This window comes from Pseudomonadota bacterium, from assembly GCA_039033415.1.
GTDB lineage: Bacteria > Pseudomonadota > Gammaproteobacteria > Xanthomonadales > SZUA-38 > JANQOZ01.
Genome location: JBCCCR010000004.1, coordinates 125,966 through 144,575, shown reverse-complemented (window position 1 = coordinate 144,575; position 18,610 = coordinate 125,966). Strand labels below are relative to the sequence as shown.

Genomic DNA, 18,610 nt, shown 5'->3' with positions numbered 1-18,610 from the left:
CTTCACGAGGACCATTGATCAAGAAATTTTCTGCGGAGCCGGGATTTGGGGATTTCCTCTGCCAGCAGATGGACCAGTTCAGCGACGCTGATGGCGTTTTCGGCGTGGCGATCGACAAGCTCTGTCACGTTGCCCCGCACGTAGCGCGCCAAACTCTCTTTGAGCTCGCTGAGGAAGGTCTCGTCGAGGGCGCTGGCCAACCCGCTGTTCAGCGTTGTATTCCCGGTATCGGACATGGCACTGGAGATGATCGACACGTTTTCGTCCGTTGCCACGACATGGGGCGCCTGAACAACCGTGACCGCCTGCTGCTGGGAAGTGGGCAAAGTGTCCGGCCGATGGTCTTTTCGGATCTCGACCAGCGCCTGTTTGATTTCTCGGGCAAGTTGTTCTGCATCCCGATGACGCAGGTTGCGGTCTGGGCTGAGCCCACGCCGGAGCACCGGGTGTAAGGCGTTGGGAATCGGCGCCGAGGGGTCTAGGCGCAGTGATGGCGGTAGTCCGGGAATCGGCTCCAGCGGTTTGCAGGGTATCGATTGGGGTATGCGGGCGTACGCCAGCATTTCGTGCAGCACTACGGTGGCGGAGAAAAGGTCGGCGCGGTGGTCTAGCTGCAGCGCCATCGACTGCTCCGGCGGCATGTAGAGTGGTGTCCCGACGATTACGCCGGCTTTGGTCAGCGAGCTGTTCTCCACGCGGGCGATGCCAAAGTCAGTAAGCCGGGTAAACCACTGCTGATCCACCAGCACGTTGCCGGGTTTAATGTCCCGGTGCACGATGCCAAGTCGATGGGCAGCGCGCAGTGCTGACAGCATCTGGGAAAACACCTTGAGCACCTGCCTGAGCCCAAAGTCCGATCGCTCCCGCATTGCGATTTCCAGCGAATCACCCTCGACGAAGTCCATCGCGATGTATGGCGTGCCGTGCGACTGACCAAACTCCAGGATGTGCACAATATTTGGATGGATACACGCCGCAGCGGCCTGGGCCTCGCGCCGAAAGCGCTCAAGCTCGCTGACGTTGTCCTCGTCGATGAGATGTGGGTGTAGCGTTTTGATCGCGACCTGGCGCCGCACGTCCGGATCAAAACCCTCGTACACCACGCCCATACCGCCGCGGCCAATTTCTCGGCGGACTTCGTACTTCCCGATGTGCGTGATGGTTGTCACGTCTCTGCAAGACCTGGCTTCCTTTCCCGGACAGTCGACCCGGCAAACCCAAAATTGATTTCGTCTTGATTGTGACTAAGTGCAAAACGGGCCTTGGGCTGCTTGTACCCTCGACCAGGCTGTGGAGGTCAGATCACCCCGGCACGCGATGGCAAGAGCGGGCACGCCAGGTTCGAGCTGAACGCCGACAAAGTGCAAGAAGACGCTGGCCCATAGCGCACCATGAGCGCAGTAGGGTGGCGAGAAAAGCGCTTTAAGAACGGTTCGCTACTGGCCCAGGGCGCTGACTAGCCCCATTTCCTTCCCGTTTCTTCAAATAGCGGGAAGCCAGGCTCATCGCGCCGACAGCCACGAGGCAGTACCCGCCTAACCAGTTCATCTGCCGGGGCAGATCGACGCCCCAATCGATCAGCGTGCCCGTGATGCCTGGTCCAGCGGCCGTTGCTAGCACCATGGCAGACACAATGACTGACCGGATGGCGCCGAGATTCAGCACGCCATAGATCTCGGGCCATAGCGCCCCAAGGAGCGTTGATGAAACGCCGTAACTGATGCCAAGCAGGAACATCGCCACAAACAGCGACCAGGCTGGGCCGCTGAGCGCCATGGCAAAGCAGGCGCAGGCGAGGGGCAGCAGGTAGAGTGGAAGAACACGCACCGCACCAACGCGATCGATTATTCCCCCGGTCAAGAGCGCCACACAAACCGTCGTGATTGCCATGGGTATCAGTGCGCTCGGAAAGAGCTGGGGCGCCCAGCCGTTCAGCGTGGCGAGATAGTCCTGGTGATAAAAGATTGTGGTGCCGATAAACGGCGGGGCCAGCACGCCGATTAACAGCACCCAGAATATCGGGTCACCCAAAACCTCGGCTCGCGTCCAGTTGCGGCCTACGAATCGTGGTTGCGGGTCGTCAGCGTGCTCGGCGAGTGGCGTGCGAGGCTTCCAATAGGCCCAGGAAGCTAGAGGCAGAGCTATCAGCAAGAGCATGCCCGCCGCGGCCAGCCAACCTGCGCGGTAACCGAAAGCCAGAGACAATCCTGCAAAAGACAACGGTAGGGTGGCTTCGCCCGCCTGGTGGCCAAGCACCACCAGCGAGACGGCGCGTCCTCGGCTGGCTGAAAACCAACGTCCGGTGGCGGTCAGCGCGATATGGGTCATCATGCCCTGACCGAGCAGGCGAAGTAGGAAAATACCTACCGTCAGCATCGCCACGGAGCTCGCGAAGCCTGCCAGCACCGCTGCCCCGGCAAGGGAAGTCACCACCAGAGCAACCAGCCGGTGTGTCGGCATCACGTCGACGAGGCGGCCCACAAACGGTAGACAGCAGGCGCTGGCGAGGGTCGCCAGCATATACAGGCGACCGAACTGACCCTGGCTTAAGGCAAAGGCTTCCTGCCACTCCGCGACCGACGCCGAAACAAAATAGGTTTGTCCGAAGCTAGAGAATGCTGTGAGGAGGAAGCCGCCCGCCAGCCAGCGGAAGTTGCGCTTTGCGAACGCGAGCATGGCGCGATTCTACATGAAGGATGGTGCCAGACCGCGGACGAAAGCCTAGATGATGGCGCCTCAGAACCGCCGGTTCGTCACCGGGCGCCAGCTATCAACCGCTCCGGAGCCCAAATTGATCAAGCCGCCAGCGGAGCGTTTCCACTCGATCCTGCCCAAAAAACGGTTCACCCCGAACCACCATCGTCGGGACGCCCCAATGTCCGGCCGAATCCAGCCCAGCGTGGTTGCGCTCGACTTCATCAAGGTGGTCTCCATGCACAATCGCGCGCTCCATGGCAGCCAGGTCAAGGCCTGCCGCCGAGGTTGCTTGCTGCATAAGGTCGCCCTGATCCCAGTCTTTTGTTCCACTGAAAATCAGGTAAGAGATTTCCTTGGCAAACGCCAGGCCCTTGCCTTGTCTCTGGGCCTCCACACCCAGCATCGCCAAACGCATGATGAGCGGCTGTTCCTCGGCTACCTCGAATGTTTCGAGGTTCTGCGCGACCGGATCTGGGGTTGGGGGAAAAACCAAAGGCATCCCCAGAAACTCAGCCCGACGCATGCTATCCATAAGTAGATACATCGCGGGCTTCCGGTTGGAAGCGTCAAACAGTTTCGCTTTGGAACGAACCGCCATGGGCAATACGACGCGAAGGTTCAGCTCCACCCGGTAGTCTTCGGCGAGTTTCGTCAGGTCAGGCGTTGCGAGGTAGGAGTAAGGGCTCCTGAACGACCAGTAAACGTCGAGGGGTTCTAGGGAGTTTTGGTTCACGGGAAAGCCGGTGTCCTCAAAAAGTACAAAGCGAGCTTTGTGATCAGGATCAAGCGTCGTGGCCAGTTTAGAGTCTGGTGCTCGCTACTGCTAGCGGCCCTAGGATTTGAGCAGGCCGTTAACCTCTAGCCGATGTGATCGAGATAAAATAACGATACTGAAATACCTCAGAGAAAAGCCATGACCGACGAGACCCACGAAAATTCGAACCTAAGAGCGCTGGAGGACGGCTACAAACTTTGGAGCGCGAAAGATCCCGCGGCGGTGGACTACTTCCTCAAACTGGTTCATGAAAACGTGTCCTGGCGGTCGCTCGCTGACGGCGCGGAGGCGGTGGAATTTACCCGCGCCCAGACCGGCGTGGATGGCGTTCGGTCATACCTGGAAGGCCTGATTGCGGACTGGGAGCTCGAGTCTTATCGAGTGGATGAGTATGTAACCCAGGGCGACACCATCGTCGTGCTCGCTCACTGCAAGTTCACTCACCGACGCACCGGCGTTGTTCTGGACACACCCAAGGCGGATATCTGGAAGTTTAAGGATGGCCGGGTCATCAGTTTCTTTGAGCTCTACGACACGCACAATTTCGTGATGGCAGCTCGGAGCTAGCCACGATCCTTCGCTAGCCCGGCATGGGAGGTCAGTAGTCCTGCTGGGTTACTTTGTCTAGGCTTGGTTCCTGTCGTCGCGTACTTAGTATGTTGGCAATGGCGTGGGGCACGTGGGTCCGCTGCAACTGTAAATCAGGGGGCCAGAAAAGCCCGAGGCACGATAAGACGCAATAAAAGGTGTGCCATCTGCGCGCAGCACCGCCCGGATAACCCGTCCCGGATTAGACTGGTCGTCAAGCACTCTCGATGGAGCGCTCGCACAGGTCGGGTCCAAGCACCGCGTGAACCAGAGTCTCGAGTCCCCCGTGGATCCGTACCAGACAACCATCGTCGGCTGACCTTCGCCAGCCAGGACTGTGGCTGAAAAGCCCGGCCGGCCGGCGACGTCCTCTTCGACACCGGCGGAACACTCAGCGTCGCTGCAGGTGTACACGGTCAACTCGCCGGCGATGGCATCTCTAAATGCCAGCACCGGATTGCCGTTGCCTTGAATAGCTACCGAGGTGGTCGACCAGGTTGCCGTGTCGACAATTCCGGAAACCACAATCTCCCGTGCGATCCGGGAACCGCACAGGCTAGTTCTACAGATCAGCAGCCCTAGCTTGCCGTTGGTATTGCGGTAGGCAACCCGAGCAAGGCCATCGCTGGTTACGGCCACCGGGCTGATCAGTCCCGAATAGTCCTGGACCTGCAGAGAAGAAGACTGCCCAGAAACTGAGGAACACAGGTCATCGTCGCAGATCAAACGGCCTAAATTGCTGCCCGAAGTGAAGAAAACCATTAACTGACCGTCGCTGGTCTGGGAGATCGGGCCGAGCTGGGGCAGCGCTGTGATTCGAGCCGTTCCGCTTACGCAGTTCACATCCGCACAATCGAAGACATAAACCTGCCCCGATTTTTCATAAAGTACGGCCGGCAGACCACTGGTTCGAAGGTAGGGCCTAAGGTTGCTTCCCTCGCTGTCGAGCAAGCGCAGTTCGCCCTGTTCGCAGGAGTTGTCGAAGCAGTCGTAGGCCAACACCTGGTCAGATGCGTCCGTGCTCATAATCGCCAGAAACGGGCGGCCGTCATTTCTCAGCACAATCTCGGCGCCGGCAAATCGCGTTAGCAGTGGACGCAAAACTGCTTGAGAGCGCGACTCGCAAACGAGCGTGCCATCAGCGTTGACCGCCGTAACAAAGGACCCTGCCTGGCAGGCGTCCGCGATACGCCGTTGAACCTGCGAATCGTCCAGTGAAATCTCATTGGAATTGAGTAATATCCCGGAGCCGGCGGTATAGGTGGTATCGGAGTCGACGCCGCAGGTCAGGGCCCCGCTTTCCTGCACCGCCCGGACATAGTTCCCCGGGGAACAAAGACCCGCAATTCTCTGTTGAATCTGGCTCGTATCAACGTCGCCCGCCTGAACCGTGCCGTCGGCGATGTTGATGCTGGTGACCCCGCCGGTAGAAATCTGCGTGCTGCCAATCGCCCCTGCTTCCACCTCCAGCGCCACCAACGCCAGCGGCACCGCGCCGATCTGCTGCCGCGGCTCAAGGGTGGTAAACGCCCCGGCGGATCCGCTCTCGCGAACGCGCACCTCAAGCCACAGGTCCATCGATCCGAATACGCCGGGTCCAAAATCCAGGTCGATACTAAATGTACCTTCGGCTACACCTTGGTCGAGCAGGGTGAGGGGGCCGGCAAATTCGGTCGTCTGGAGGAAGTCCGGCGAGTCAAATAGCGAAAACTGAAAATCGAATAGCCCGTCTGCAGGAGCGCCGCTTTGGGAAAGCTCACCTTGGTAAGTGAACGGCGGCGACTGCGCGAGCGCCATCTGAGCTGTCATTACGAGGAATGCAAGCGTAAGTGTGGCGAAGGTCTTGGTCATTGGCTAGGCGTCTCAAAACTGTCTGCAAAAAGAACACTGCTGGCTGTCGGCGTCGGCGAAAAGCCACCTACGACGGAGAATTCTCCGCCGGAGATGGCGTTGAGGCGGGCCTGGCCGGTGGTGGTGTTTGCCGAATAAGGCTGACGTTCAACTCTTCCGCCGGCATTGGAAATCCAATCAGCTCGCACCGAAAACTCGCCGCCACTTAATTCGCTCGCAGCGGCACTTACGCCGGCGAGTGTGATGATCAGCATCAAGAATCGGTGAAACCTGGTGTCCATTGCGCCCTCTTTACTAACCACAGCCGCGATCCGACGATGGCCTCTCAGCAAGTAAAGATCGAAAACATGGGAAAAGCCCGCCATGGAGTGAGCGGAATTTCTGATAGCTAACAAGAAACGTCTGGCTCTTGAGGCAGAGGGCAGGAGTTCGAGTCGAGCCCGACAACCGCTTAGTCCGGGTAATCGCGGTTATCTGGACAAACCCGCGTTTGGCGATGCATCATGATTGGCGGGAGGTGCCAGGCGGCACTTAACAGGCTGCGGCCGAAATCAGGGAAGGCTTCGCGCCAGCAGGAGCGGAACCATGCCATTGATTCGCTTCCTTTCCCTTTCGATCCTCGTGACCGCGTTCACCTTCTCAGCGGGCCTTGCCGAGCCCTACCGATGGGGGCCGGATACACCCGGCCCGCTCGCCGGTCATCTCACGCCGCTCCCGAAAAACGCGCGCTGGCAGGAATCACCCGACTCACGCACTGAACTTGAGATTAACGTTGTGCTGCGCCGCAGCGACGAGGCCGGTTATTTGAAGTACCTACAGGCCCTGTACACGGGCAATCGCGACAAGCGGCCGCCCTTTCTTTCTCCGACTGAGCAAAGCGAGCGATTTGGGCCCAACCAAGATGCGCAGGAGACGGTGGCGAACTATCTGGGCGCTCACGAGCTTCAACACGTCCATACCGGTCTCGCGGGGCAGCTCCTGACGTTCGTCGGGACGCAGGCGGCCGTGGAGCGTGCCTTCGGCGTTCGTATCGATCATTTTCAGGGGGGCAGCAAGCGTCTGCTCGCCAATGATCGGGAGCCGACACTGCCTGCTCACGTGGCGCCCCACGTGCTTGCGATTATTGGCCTTAGCAGTCCGCAGACGCCTCGTGGTATTACGCGAGAACACCTTCCGCTGCTGAACGCCTGCAGCGCAGCCGCGGTGGTCTTTGGCGTGATTCCGGGGTTCATCATCCTGGCGGTGTACGTTGGCTTCGCGTGCACCATCGCACAGCTCCAGCTCGATCCCGGCGGCGCATCCTCCTACTGCTTCTTGTTTGGACTGTGGCCGCCGCTGGCCGCCATCTGCACCGGGTTTGGGTTGGCAACCAGTGCGCCAATTCCCAAAGCCGGCGCGGCGGTGAGCCGGGGCGGCAACGCCACGCCGCCGCTTCCGAACATGGCGACCGGCCTTGCTCCGCACAACCCGCCACTGGCCGTCGCAGGCTTCCCGAATGATCCTGCTTCCGCGGGTGGTTGGCCGACCGGGGCCGGGCAAACCGTTGGAATCACCTCTTTCACGGGCTTTACGCCGCAGGACGTGGCCGACTGGCTGGCGCTGATGCAGATCGGTGAGGAGCGAATGGATCAGCTGACCCGAGTCCCGGTCAACGGCGGAGCGCCGATTACGGCAGATGAAACAGAAATTTTGCTCGACGTCGCGGCGGTGTGGAGCGTTGCGCCAGATGCAGCGATCCGGGTCTACGAGGCGCCTTTTTCCGGTGCCGGCGTGAGCTTCCAGGCGCTCTTCAGCGCGATGATTGACGACGGCGTGGATATCATCAGCAACAGCTTTGCCTACTGCGAGAGCGATACCTACGCCGCGGACGTCGCGAGTATCGATGCCATCCTGCAAACCGCGGCGGTTGCAGGCATCAGCGTTTTCAGCGCCAGCGGGGACCGGGGCAGTACTTGTCTGAACGGTCGACCCGACACCGTGCATGTGCCATCCAGCTCGCCACACCTAACCGCTGTCGGCGGCACAACGCTGAGCTTTGGGCCGGGTTTTACCTACGGCGGTGAAACCTGGTGGGACGGTTCGGCTGACACACCTCCCAGCGGACAGGGTGGCTTTGGTGAAAGCGCATTTTTTCCCCGCCCCGCCTACCAGGATGGCCTTAGTCCTTCCTTGCAGCGATCCATCCCCGACGTCACGGTTAATGCCGATCCCGCTACCGGCTACTTTTTGTGCCAGGAAAATGACGGCGGTTGCCCCACCGGCAAACTGTATGGTGGCACCAGCGTCGGCGCGCCCATCTGGGCGGGATTTACCGCCCTGCTGAACGAACGCCAGGGCAGTAATCTCGGATTTCTGAATCCTCAGCTTTATCCGCTCGCAGCAACCCAGGCGTTCCACGACGCTTCCGAGCTGGGGTCAGACTTTGCCCGCGTGGGTCTGGGTTCACCCAATCTGGACTCGCTGTATCGTCTGCTCAACAGCATTACCCTGGGTGCGCCTGATCCGGATCGGTCGGAGCTAGGCCTCGCTGGCACCGCGGTGAACGGCATGAGTCAGCCACCCCTTCTGGGCCTGCCGGCGGATGGCGACACGGCGGCGATTGTGGTGGCGACGCTGCGCGATTCCGCTGGCCACACCATGAGTGGTCGGCCGGTCACGCTGAGCGCGGACGTCGGCACCGCAGTCATCGAGCCGCCGACGCCGCTGATGACCGACGACAACGGCCAGGCCGTATTCTCCGTAACCAGCCTGGATCCGACGACCTACACGCTCACCTTGACCGACGAAACCAGTGGCACCGTGCTGACGGCCCAGCCGCTGCTGGAGTATTCGGTACCTCCGGCTGTCAGCGCCGGAATCAACGCTTTCCCGGTGACGCTGAATGCGGACGGCGTGTCGGAAACGGTGATTACCGTTACGCTGCGCGATGCGCTCGACAGGCCGACCCCGGGGAAGGAGATACGCCTCGACCAAGCGGGAGGGCGCTCGGTGATCACAGGGCCTGAGCCGCCGGTCACCGACAGCCAGGGACAGATCGAGTTTCGGGCGACCAGCGTCATCAGCGAAACGGTTCGATATACCGCCAGCATTGTTCCGGATTTTGATCGTGCCGTGCCTGGTGCGATCGAAGTCACATTCGGCAACGGGATAGGCGGCTGCGCGAGTGACGAGCCGAGTGGCGTCAATGGTTACCAGGTCACGCCCTTTGCCACCGGTTTCGACGTGGGTCCGCTGTTTTTTGGGAACATTAATCAAGGCAACTGCAACGGGGGAGCCCTGCCGGTGTTTGTCGGGCAGCGTGCGCTGATCGCTGATTCACGCAGCGGCCGACTGTTTGAATTCCCGGCAAGCGGCGGCGCGGCGATTAAGTCGCTCAGCAATCTCGGGCCGACGCTTGCTACGGAAGTGCGGGGACTGGACGGTCGCGTTTATGTACGCCGGCTTGCGACGACCGGCGACTTTACGACCGGCGCGATCTTCGAGATCAATCCGGATGACGGCTCGATTCGGCGAACGGTCGCCGCACCTCTCACCTGCCCCCATGGACTTGTTGTCGACCCACTCAGCGGCGATCTGTTTTTCAACAACGTTTGCAGCGGCGCCGGGTCGGCCAACGCGGCGATCTTCCGCATCCGCGATCCAGCCGGGCCGGCGCCGGTCGTTGAGAATTACGCCACCCTGCCGCGAACGCCGAACGGCAGAATGGCCTTTGCCCCGGACGGAACGCTCTATGCTGTATCGGGATACACCGATCCGCAGCCAGCGGTGGTCCGTATCTCTGGCAGCAACGGGCCAACGCCGCACACGGTAGAGACCGTCGACGGAATCTACTCGTTTTTCTGGTTGACCATTCTTGGTGCGGATGAAAACGGTCAGGCCACGTCTCTGGGCATCCTGCAAGAAGATGGAATTAACATCGTGGCGCTGGATGCTGACATGAGCCAGGAAGCCATCGCCGAGGGGCTTGGTCCTGGCCTTGTGGGCCCCGACGGATGCCTCTACAGCACGCTTCAGCACACCGTTTACCGAATTGCCGATCCTAACGGCGACTGTCCGTTTTTTCCCTCGCTTGCCGACCCATTCCTGATGCTGGAAGCACCCGAGCTGGTCCAGCAGGGGGAGGCAGCATCCTTCAATGCCATCCTGCGTAACGCGTCGGTAGCCGGTGGGCAGCCTGTCACGCTGGCGATCAACGGCGTGAATACCGGTTTTCAGATGCAGCGTACCGACCCGGATGGACGCGTGACGTTTACTCTTCAGGGCCGAAATTCGGGTACCGACACGCTGGTGGCCAGGACTCAGCTTGATGGCCTGGACGTAGTTTCCAACCCCGTCACGGTATCCTGGGAACCCGGGCGTGAAACCAGTTACGTCAACCTGAGCGTTGCGCAGCTCACGGCGCTTGCCGGTGTAGACACGTCCTTTAGCGCGTCTTTGCTGAACCTTACCGAAGCACCGCCAGTGCCGGTGAGTGGGGTCGAGATTACCATCAACCTCGGCAACCAGGTTTGCGCTGCAACCACCGACACGCAAGGGTTGGGAAGCTGTCTGCTCACTCCTACACAGGTCGGGGACCTCGCGTTGATTGCCGAGTTCGCCGGCAACGCCTCGCTTGCGCCAGACACCGACGAAACCCTGTTTCGAGTACTCGATCCGGCAGGGCCAGACCTGCTGTTCCGCGACGGCTTCGAGGCGTTGCTGCGGTAACGGTGCAGCTTCCAAGTCTAAGCAACTCTGCGTGGATAGGGTCGAGTACGGCATTGTTGGCCTCAATTCCTCCTCTTTTTCGCTGAGCGACGGGCTTTTTGGCCGCCGATTCGCCTCCAGGCGCGGAAGCGGCCGCGGCGATGTCGATCACGTTGCAAAGGCTGCCTGATGACGGGCAAGCTAGGGTGATCCGGGATTTTGCTCGATTTCGCCTCTATACACTGAGGCCACCAAAAACAGGCACGATCAATGCGATTAACGTTTCAGCGTCAGGGACGACAATTTCGAACTTTCTTCGGTCTGATGGCCGCCAGCGTAGCGTGGCCGCTGGTCTGCATGGCCCAGATTGAGCGGGTTAGCGTGCCCAACGGCGGCGGTCAGGCGGACAGCGACAGCTATGTCGCTCAGCTATCCGATGATGGCTCGGTCATCGTCTTTCGGTCCAACGCGGAAAATCTAATCGTAGGCGACACCAACGGATGGTCCGATATCTTCGTCCACGACCTGAACGCCGATACGGTGGAACGAGTCAGCGTGTTAACCGACGGCAGTCAGAGCCCGCGTTTCTCGTCACATCCCTCAATTTCGGATGACGGCCAGCTGATCGTCTTCGAAGGCCGCCCTGTGACGAACACAGCCTGGCCCACAATCTTTGACCGCAGTGACGACAGCGTCCTGCAGCCTCTTCCACGGCTGCAGAGTGGCAATCCGGCAAGTCCCCAGCGTGCTCGAAATGAGCCCCAGATTTCCGGAAACGGGGAATTCCTCCTCTTCCATACCTTCCAGACACTTCAAAATCTGTTCGACGTCGACGCGCGCCCGCCGAATGACGACAGCAATAGCGCTGACGACGTCTTCGTTTTTGATCTAACGGCCGACCCGATTGAGCCTCTCGACCGTGTCAGCCGCGACTCCAGTGGCAATAGCGTCAATGGCGACAGCCTCTCGGGTTCGATGTCCGACGACGGCCGCTACGTCACTTTTTTCTCCTATTCCAACGAGCTGGTACCTAACGACCTGAACGGCCATGAAGACGTCTTTCTTAAGGACCGCAATACGGGGACCCTTGAACTGGTCAGCGTCAGCACGGGCGGGGGTCCCGGTGATGCTGACAGCTATAACCCGATGGTTTCAGGCAACGGTCAGTTCATCGTATTTCGTTCATTGGCCAGCGACCTGGTGACCGGAGACAGCAACGAGAGCTGGGATATCTTTGTGCGCGACCGCATTGCCCAGGTGACGCAACGCGTCAGCGTTTCCAGCGCGGGTCTTGAGGGCAACAACCACAGCTTTGAAGGCTCGATTTCCGACGATGGTCGATACGTCACCTATCGATCGGCAGCTTCGAACCTCGTTTCGGGCGACACCAACGGCCGCTACGACATCTTTGTGCACGACCTGACCCGGAGTCTGACGGAGCGCATCTCTGCGGGCACAGCCGGGGAATCGAACGGAAATAGCTTTGAGCCGGCGATTTCCGGCGACGGGCGCTGGATTGTCTTCGAATCGGACGCCACCAACCTCGTTTCGGGTGACAGCAACCAGGCGCGGGACATCTTCCGAGCGCCGAACCCGCTATTCCAGGTGACAAAAAATCAGAACACGGGAGCAGCGCGATGAGTAAGGTCACCCAACGCCCCCGCCGTTTCCTGCACGTCGTCATTGCGGCTCTGTGCTGCCATCAGGCCCACGCCATCGACTGTGGAGAGATTCTGAGCGACGGCTTCGAAAATGACACGGCGCTGTCGCTACCCCAGATCGCGGCTATTCCCGATCAAGTGACGCCAATCGGCGAGCGGATCGAATTCGATATCGATACGGCAATCCCGTCTGAGCAGACCGGCAATACCTTTGCGCTCGTCGAAGCGCCCGACGGCATGACGATCGATGCAAGCACCGGCGAGGTGGCGTGGACACCCTCGTCCGCCCAGGTAGGTACCACGCTTGTTTCGGTCCAGGTGACAACGGGTGCGGGCATCAGCAATTCGCGGTGCTTCGCCGCGCAGGGGATTGGCACGTCAGGTTCCCCGCTGATCGATTCTATCTCGGACCAGGTGGCCCTCGTCGATCAGCCGTTCAGTGTGACGGTGACCGCCACAGATCCCGATCCGGGCGACGTCCTGTCTTTCGAGCTGATCAGCGCGCCCGTCGGTATGGATATCGATCCCGCCAGCGGCGAGGTGAGCTGGATGCCCATGCCGGGTGATATCGGGGCCGTTCCGGTACGCGTCAGAGTATCCGATCCTGGCGGAGCTGCGGATGAAGAGGCATTCCAGCTTCAGGTGGTGGCGCAGAATGCGCCCCCGGTGCTGGAGGTCGTTCAGGACCGCGGAGGCGCCCCAAATGTTCCGGTGGAAATCGACGCAAACGCCGTCGATCCGGATGGTGATGACGTGACCTACGCACTGTCTATGCGGCCCACCGGCATGACCATCGATCCGGACAGCGGCGCAGTCCGCTGGATGCCAACCTTTCAGCAGCTGGGGCCACATGACGTGACCATCGCTGCCCGGGACTCGCTGGGCGCCAGCGACACTCAGTCGTTCGAAATTCTCGTCGACCTGAATCGTGCGCCCGTTGCAGTGGATGACTCCGGCTTCCGGGTTGAACGTGGGGATACGCTGACCGTCCCGGCATCGGGCGTTCTCGCTAACGACACGGATCCGAACGGCGACCTTCTGAGCAGCTTGCTTGAAACAGGAGCGTCAAGGGGGGATCTGTCGCTGGGCAACGACGGCAGCTTTGAGTACACCCCGGATAACCCGGCTGGCACCATCGGCATGCAGCTTAAGTGGGAAAACATCAGCACCAATGGCGGGTCCTCGGGAGGCTGGCAGCCGCTGATCGGACAGCTGGACGATGACCCGGCTTCCGAAATCATTATTCTTGACTCTGGCGGCATATCTTCGGTACGAATTGATGCTTACGACGGGGACACCGGCGCGCAAGAGTGGGTCCGCGTATTCGGCAATCGAGACCTTGGAGCTTCCAGCCAATGGGAGGGGGCCCTCGCGGATATCGATCTTGATGGAAAGCCCGAGATTCTCCTGGTTGGCGGGGATCCGGACATTTCGCCAACCCGGCTGCTTCGTCTTTACGCGCTCGAACACGATGGCGGGCTGAAGTGGATTAGCGAATCGCTGCCGAAACGGGGGTACGACCCAACGCGCGACGATATTCGCAACGACGCCAATGGCGATCTCTCTGATTCTGCGATCAGCGTGGCCGATCTGGATGGCGACGGCCTGCCGGAAATCATCGTTGCCCCCAATAACGATTTCACGTCCTACCAGGTTTGGGATGCGAACGGCCGAAAAGTTGACTATGCCTTTGCGCCGGGTGTTAGAGAGAGCACCAGAGGGACCCGGGTCAGCGTGGTTGATTTGGATCTGGATGAGGTCCCCGAGGTTGTGGTTTCGAATGCCGCCTTCACCAACAAGGGTGAGGTGATTTGGACTCGAGACGATGTCGAAGACAGCCTCGGGCCATTCGCCCATCCGCAGGTTGCCAATCTCGACGACGACCCCTACCCGGAGCTGGTCCGCCGTCTCGGAGGCTTTCGCGAAACCAACGTTGTGCTGGCGCTGAACCACGACGGATCGACGCTATGGGATTATGAATTCCCGGGTGGCAACTCGTCCCTCTGGTCGCCGATCACCATCGCCGACGTCAATAATGATGGTCAGGCTGAAGTGCTGGCCGCGGGCGGCGTACTCGCAGACCGGTTCGACGTGATCAACGGGCAAGACGGCACGATGCTCTGGTCAAACACGTTACAAACTGGCCGGTCGGGTGCAACGGTGTTCGACATGGATCGCGACGGATTCAACGAAGTGATCTACATCGACGAAAATAGTGATCTTTATGTGTGGGACGGCCGCGACGGGTCGGAAAAGCTGGTGGTCGACCTGATCACGAACGATACATTTCCCACCGAGCATACGGTGCCGGTTTTTGCCGACATTGATGCCGACGGCCACGCGGAGCTGATCCTGCCCATCGGTTTTACGTTTAGCCCTACTCCTAACCTGCAGGTCTGGGAGAGCACCAGTGATGACTGGGCGCCGGCACGCGGAGTCTGGAACCAGGCTCGCTATTACGTCACCAACGTCAACGATGATTTGACGGTGCCGGCCAAGTTGCGACCGCACTGGCTTCTGCCTGGCCTGAACGTCGCGATGGTGAACGAACGGCTGCCCGAAGATCGCATCGAAGATTCCGATCAGTTCAGCTATCGGGCCAGTGACGGTGAGCTGATCTCCAACGTGGCCACGGTCGATATCACGATCCTGCCGCCCAACACCGCGCCTCGGATCCTGTCCTCGCCCCGGCTAGCGGCCTCGCCGGGCTTTGAGTACGTCTACCGTGCTCTCGCTGTTGACGCGGACGTCGGTGAATCGCTTACCTGGTCTATTGCTGAAGGGCCGGCCGGTATGGCCGTAGACGCGCTGGGCACGGTGACCTGGACGCCGACCGCAGGCGACCTCGGCTCAAATCCAGTCGTGCTGCAGGTCACCGACAGCGTCGGTGCCGCAGGTTTTCAGAACTACGTTATTGAGGTTGAGGCTCCTGTGTCGGTGCCCGATATCAATGGGCTGACTCAGGCACAGGCGGTCGACGCGATCGAGTCAGCAGGCCTTGCCGTCGAATCGATCCGCGAGGCGTTCAGTGAAACCGTGGCTGCTGGCCTGGTGGTTGCGCAGCAACCTGCTGCGGGCGTGTCCGCTGCCGCCGGTGACGGTGTGGTGGTTGACGTATCGCTGGGGCCTGTCCCGCTGCGAGTCCCGGATGTGGTTGCCCTGACCTTGGACTCAGCGACCGCCGATATCGTTGGCGGGGGCTTAAGCGTCGGCACCGTAGAATTCGTGAACGACAGCCTGCAGCCCGCCAATACGGTGCTGATCCAGGATCCGGCGCCCCGCGCATTTGCGGCCCCGGGGAGCCCCGTGGACATCACCGTGTCCGGCGGCCCGAGAGCCTCGATCGATATCACGCCTCGGGTGATCGCCGCAGGTAGTACCGCCGAGGTATCGGTTGTGGTTCGTGATTTGGATGGCACCCCGCTTGATCCGCAGCCGGCCGTCTCGCTGTCGCTCGATGTTACGCCCGACGATGTCGACGGGACGCTGCCGACGCTGAACGCGACCACCATTACCACCGCCATTGACAGCCAGGGTTCGTTTGAGGTGACCGCAAGCTTCACCGGCAACGGTCCCGAGACGATTTCCACTGTGGGTGTGATCGCTCAGCCCATCAGCGACGGTGACGGTGCTGATGTGTTCAACCTGTTTGCTACGCAGCTCAGGTCTTTTGAGGTCTTGATCGGCGATCTGATCACGGCCGTCAATGCCAACGACAGCGCCACCATTGTCTCCATCGATAGCGATTTAGGCGATCTGCTCGACGAGATCGATGTTGCGCTGCTGAGCGTATTGAGCCCGATTGCCCCGGTCGGCGGTGTTCCGCCTAGCGCGGAGACTGCGGCCATGAACGGCTTCCCGCCGGCGCCCGACGATGCAGCGTACGTTGGGGCCGCGCTCGATCTGTTTGTTTCCCTTGAGCAGACAGAGCAGGTGATTACGGAAGGGACCGCGCCAGATGCCGTGATTAACGCGCTCAACCAGGACCTGGCCGACGTGGCTTCGGTGGTCAGCTCACTGGATCCGAGCGTGTACGGCGTGCTCGACGCCTCAGAGGTGCTGATCGCGCTGCTGGGCACGCGGGCGCCGCGTGTGCTTGTCGCTGATATCCGTGCGGTACGTCAGGCCCTACGCGACCAGGGTCTGATCGCCTCAAAGGAGGGCCCGGCGGCGCAGAAGTTCAGCCTGATCGGCATCATGTCCGCCACCCAGCTTCGCTCCAAGATCATTTCGGATATCTACGTGCCGTACCTGGGCCAGGTGGCTAAATCGATTGCCACGATTGTCGGGGCCGATCTGCTGGGGCCGTACGCTAACCAGGGCGCCATCGCCGGCATCATCACGGGCGGCAGCTTGGCGCTGCATGTGTTTGAAATCGAAAACTCCGTGATTGAGGGAACTGGCTTCGACACGCTGCTGCCGGAGGGCAACTCGGTAATCTTTTTCGGCCCTGAATTGATTGATGCCGTACTGGCGATCGTGACCCAGGATCTCCCACAGGCCAAAGACCTGAAGGATCTGAACTCAATCAAGGACGCCATCAAGAAGCAGATCGATATGGCCAATACCGTCCAAAGCGCGATCGACAACGCGGTCAGCAGCCCGTCATCGGTCCTGCGTGGCTGCATCCTGGATAATCTGCCGGACTGTCGTCAGCTGGTTTATCCCGATGGCTTCAAGTCGGTGTACAAGATTGATTCGGGGCTGGCGCTGCCGGCGTCCGTAGGCATCGTGGTGCATAACCTGGCTGGAGGCGGCTTTGCGGTGACCGTCGCCAATTTCTTCCCAACCAGGGAGTGATATGCGATTGGTGGCAGGCTAGGGCAAAGTAGCCATGGCCGACGAGGCCGCTTGCCGCCTATTCAAAGCCATCTGAAAACAGCTCATCGGTTGCGCCAACCTCCACCGCGCCGATGTCGCAAAGGCCGTCCGTTCGGTTGAAGTAGCGCTGATCGAGGGCTTGGCAAAAGGCGCTCCCGGCGTCGATTGCCGGGCTGGTCGGCAAGGGCATGCGGGTCAGCGTTGGCCCGCCGTTGTCCTGGAGTGGGCCTAGCAAGGGGTCGGTAAACAGCAAACTGTCCTGATTGCTGGTGCAGTCGCCGTCGGTATAGATGTTGTGGCTGTTTTCAACGATGGTGGCGTTTGACTCAATGCAGTCACCCTCCAATTCGCTCACAACAATCGAGTTGGCGATGCGTCCTTCGGCCTCGCTTGAGCCGAAACGAACTCCGATGCCCTGGGTAACCGAAACCGTGCTGTTGAGCAGCTCGAGTTTGGTGCGTACCTGAATGCCCCGGCTTCCGGTGATGGTGGAGTTTCGGATGATCAGCTCCGCGTCGCCGAATTCCACCCCGCCGTCGATCGCAAAGCCGCCTGGCCCCTCTGAGGCGTCGTGAACCAGCGAGCCGATGATCTGAACGATGCTGCTGTCAACAAAACCGGTGAAGCCGATCTGAATTAGGCGCTCCCGCTGCGTCCGGCTGTTCAGCAGGGTGCTCCTCACTATGGAAACGTCCGCAGATTCGGTCTGCACGCTCGCGCCGGAGCGGGTCGTATTGTCGGCGACCACCGTATCTTCCAGCGAGCCGTCGCCCACCGCCAGGAGCGCACCGCCGAAGTCGGCCTCATTATCGCTGAGGTTGCTGTTTTGGATAAGGAAAGGCCCTCGGGCGTAGATTGCACCACCGAGCCAGCTCGCTGAGTGGCCGCTGAGCTCCGTGGACTGAATCGTCAGCAGTCCGGGGCCATCGGTGGCGATTGCGCCGCCGGAGCTGTTATTGCCGTCGGCGGTCGAATTCAGAATGCGACTGTCTACGACCGTCAGCGCGCCGTCGGTGAAGATGGCGCCGCCGTCCAGATCGGTCCTCCCGCCCGTCAAAGTCAATCCCTGGAGGACCACTTCGGCGGCTGACGTGATGTTAAAGATCCGGCTGGAGGACGAGCCAGAGATTTCAAAGTTATCCGCGCCCGGCCCCTCGATAATCATGTTGGTCGTAATGTCGAGCTGATCGATAAGGAATATCTGACCGGGCACCACCGACGCGTCAAACCGAATACGGTTGGTGCTCGAACCCACGCGCAGCAAGCGCTCGCAGTCGCCGACATCGGCACCAGAATTGTGGCTTTCTACCGCCTGACGAAGCGAGCAGCCTGACGCTAGGTTCGCGTCGGAGTTGGTGCCGACCACAACCAGGAAGTGGGTTGGCAGAATCACCTGCGCCGCTGCTGATATGCAGGCCAGAGCGAGGGCTGTTGCTATGCAAACCCGGGTCCAATGAGAAATGAGTCGTGTCCTCGTCTTGCTCGCTTTGTTTGGGCTTTCTCTCACGCTACTGATCCAAACTACATACTG

Annotated in this window: 10 protein-coding genes; 4 read left to right on the top strand and 6 right to left on the bottom strand. The window is 60.4% G+C overall.

Annotation, left to right across the window (positions count from 1 at the left end; genetic code table 11):
- Window positions 1-2 precede the first annotated feature (2 nt).
- From AAF358_04540 to AAF358_04530, 3 genes are all read right to left on the bottom strand, one after another.
- Entirely contained in the window at window positions 3-1,169 is a 1,167-nt protein-coding gene (locus AAF358_04540) for a serine/threonine-protein kinase (protein MEM7704796.1), read from the bottom strand.
- A gap of 253 nt (window positions 1,170-1,422) precedes the next feature.
- Window positions 1,423-2,676 carry an MFS transporter gene (locus AAF358_04535; protein MEM7704795.1) on the bottom strand — a complete coding sequence of 418 codons (1,254 nt, stop codon included), beginning with the start codon at window positions 2,674-2,676 and terminating at the stop codon, window positions 1,423-1,425.
- Between the two features lie 94 nt (window positions 2,677-2,770).
- Entirely contained in the window at window positions 2,771-3,430 is a 660-nt protein-coding gene (locus tag AAF358_04530) for a DsbA family protein (GenBank protein ID MEM7704794.1), read from the bottom strand.
- Window positions 3,431-3,610: 180 nt separating this feature from the next.
- Here AAF358_04530 and AAF358_04525 point away from each other — a divergent pair, with 180 nt between their 5' ends.
- Window positions 3,611-4,039 (top strand): nuclear transport factor 2 family protein, encoded by a 429-nt coding sequence (locus AAF358_04525; GenBank protein ID MEM7704793.1) that lies wholly within the window; start codon window positions 3,611-3,613, stop codon window positions 4,037-4,039.
- An 84-nt stretch (window positions 4,040-4,123) separates the two neighbouring features.
- Here AAF358_04525 and AAF358_04520 read toward each other — a convergent pair whose 3' ends face one another.
- Entirely contained in the window at window positions 4,124-5,911 is a 1,788-nt protein-coding gene (locus tag AAF358_04520) for a hypothetical protein (protein ID MEM7704792.1), read from the bottom strand.
- Window positions 5,908-6,192: a hypothetical protein gene (locus AAF358_04515; protein MEM7704791.1), complete on the bottom strand. Its 285-nt coding sequence runs from the start codon at window positions 6,190-6,192 to the stop codon at window positions 5,908-5,910. Before AAF358_04515 ends, AAF358_04520 begins: the two co-directional genes overlap by 4 nt.
- Before the next feature lie 304 nt (window positions 6,193-6,496).
- Here AAF358_04515 and AAF358_04510 point away from each other — a divergent pair, with 304 nt between their 5' ends.
- The 3 genes from AAF358_04510 to AAF358_04500 all read left to right on the top strand — a co-directional run bounded on the left by AAF358_04510 (window position 6,497) and on the right by AAF358_04500 (window position 17,058).
- Complete coding sequence (locus AAF358_04510) at window positions 6,497-10,618, top strand: Ig-like domain-containing protein (GenBank protein MEM7704790.1); 4,122 nt, start codon at window positions 6,497-6,499, stop codon at window positions 10,616-10,618.
- A gap of 249 nt (window positions 10,619-10,867) precedes the next feature.
- Entirely contained in the window at window positions 10,868-12,238 is a 1,371-nt protein-coding gene (locus AAF358_04505; GenBank protein ID MEM7704789.1) for a hypothetical protein, read from the top strand.
- Window positions 12,235-17,058, top strand: a complete 4,824-nt coding sequence (locus AAF358_04500; GenBank protein MEM7704788.1) for a putative Ig domain-containing protein — start codon at window positions 12,235-12,237, stop codon at window positions 17,056-17,058. The genes AAF358_04505 and AAF358_04500 overlap by 4 nt, the downstream gene beginning before the upstream one ends.
- Before the next feature lie 58 nt (window positions 17,059-17,116).
- On the opposite strand, the gene AAF358_04495 is transcribed toward AAF358_04500, so the two are convergent.
- Window positions 17,117-18,472 carry a choice-of-anchor Q domain-containing protein gene (locus AAF358_04495; GenBank protein MEM7704787.1) on the bottom strand — a complete coding sequence of 452 codons (1,356 nt, stop codon included), beginning with the start codon at window positions 18,470-18,472 and terminating at the stop codon, window positions 17,117-17,119.
- Window positions 18,473-18,610: the final 138 nt, after the last annotated feature.

Excerpts from the sequence above, each read along its gene's own strand:
- AAF358_04535 (MEM7704795.1), bottom strand. The coding sequence starts at position 2,676 with ATGCTCGCGTTCGCAAAGCGCAACTTCCGCTGGCTGGCGGGCGGCTTC.
- AAF358_04525 (MEM7704793.1), top strand. The coding sequence starts at position 3,611 with ATGACCGACGAGACCCACGAAAATTCGAACCTAAGAGCGCTGGAGGAC.
- AAF358_04520 (MEM7704792.1), bottom strand. The coding sequence starts at position 5,911 with ATGACCAAGACCTTCGCCACACTTACGCTTGCATTCCTCGTAATGACA.
- AAF358_04515 (MEM7704791.1), bottom strand. The coding sequence starts at position 6,192 with ATGGACACCAGGTTTCACCGATTCTTGATGCTGATCATCACACTCGCC.
- AAF358_04510 (MEM7704790.1), top strand. The coding sequence starts at position 6,497 with ATGCCATTGATTCGCTTCCTTTCCCTTTCGATCCTCGTGACCGCGTTC.
- AAF358_04505 (MEM7704789.1), top strand. The coding sequence starts at position 10,868 with ATGCGATTAACGTTTCAGCGTCAGGGACGACAATTTCGAACTTTCTTC.
- AAF358_04500 (MEM7704788.1), top strand. The coding sequence starts at position 12,235 with ATGAGTAAGGTCACCCAACGCCCCCGCCGTTTCCTGCACGTCGTCATT.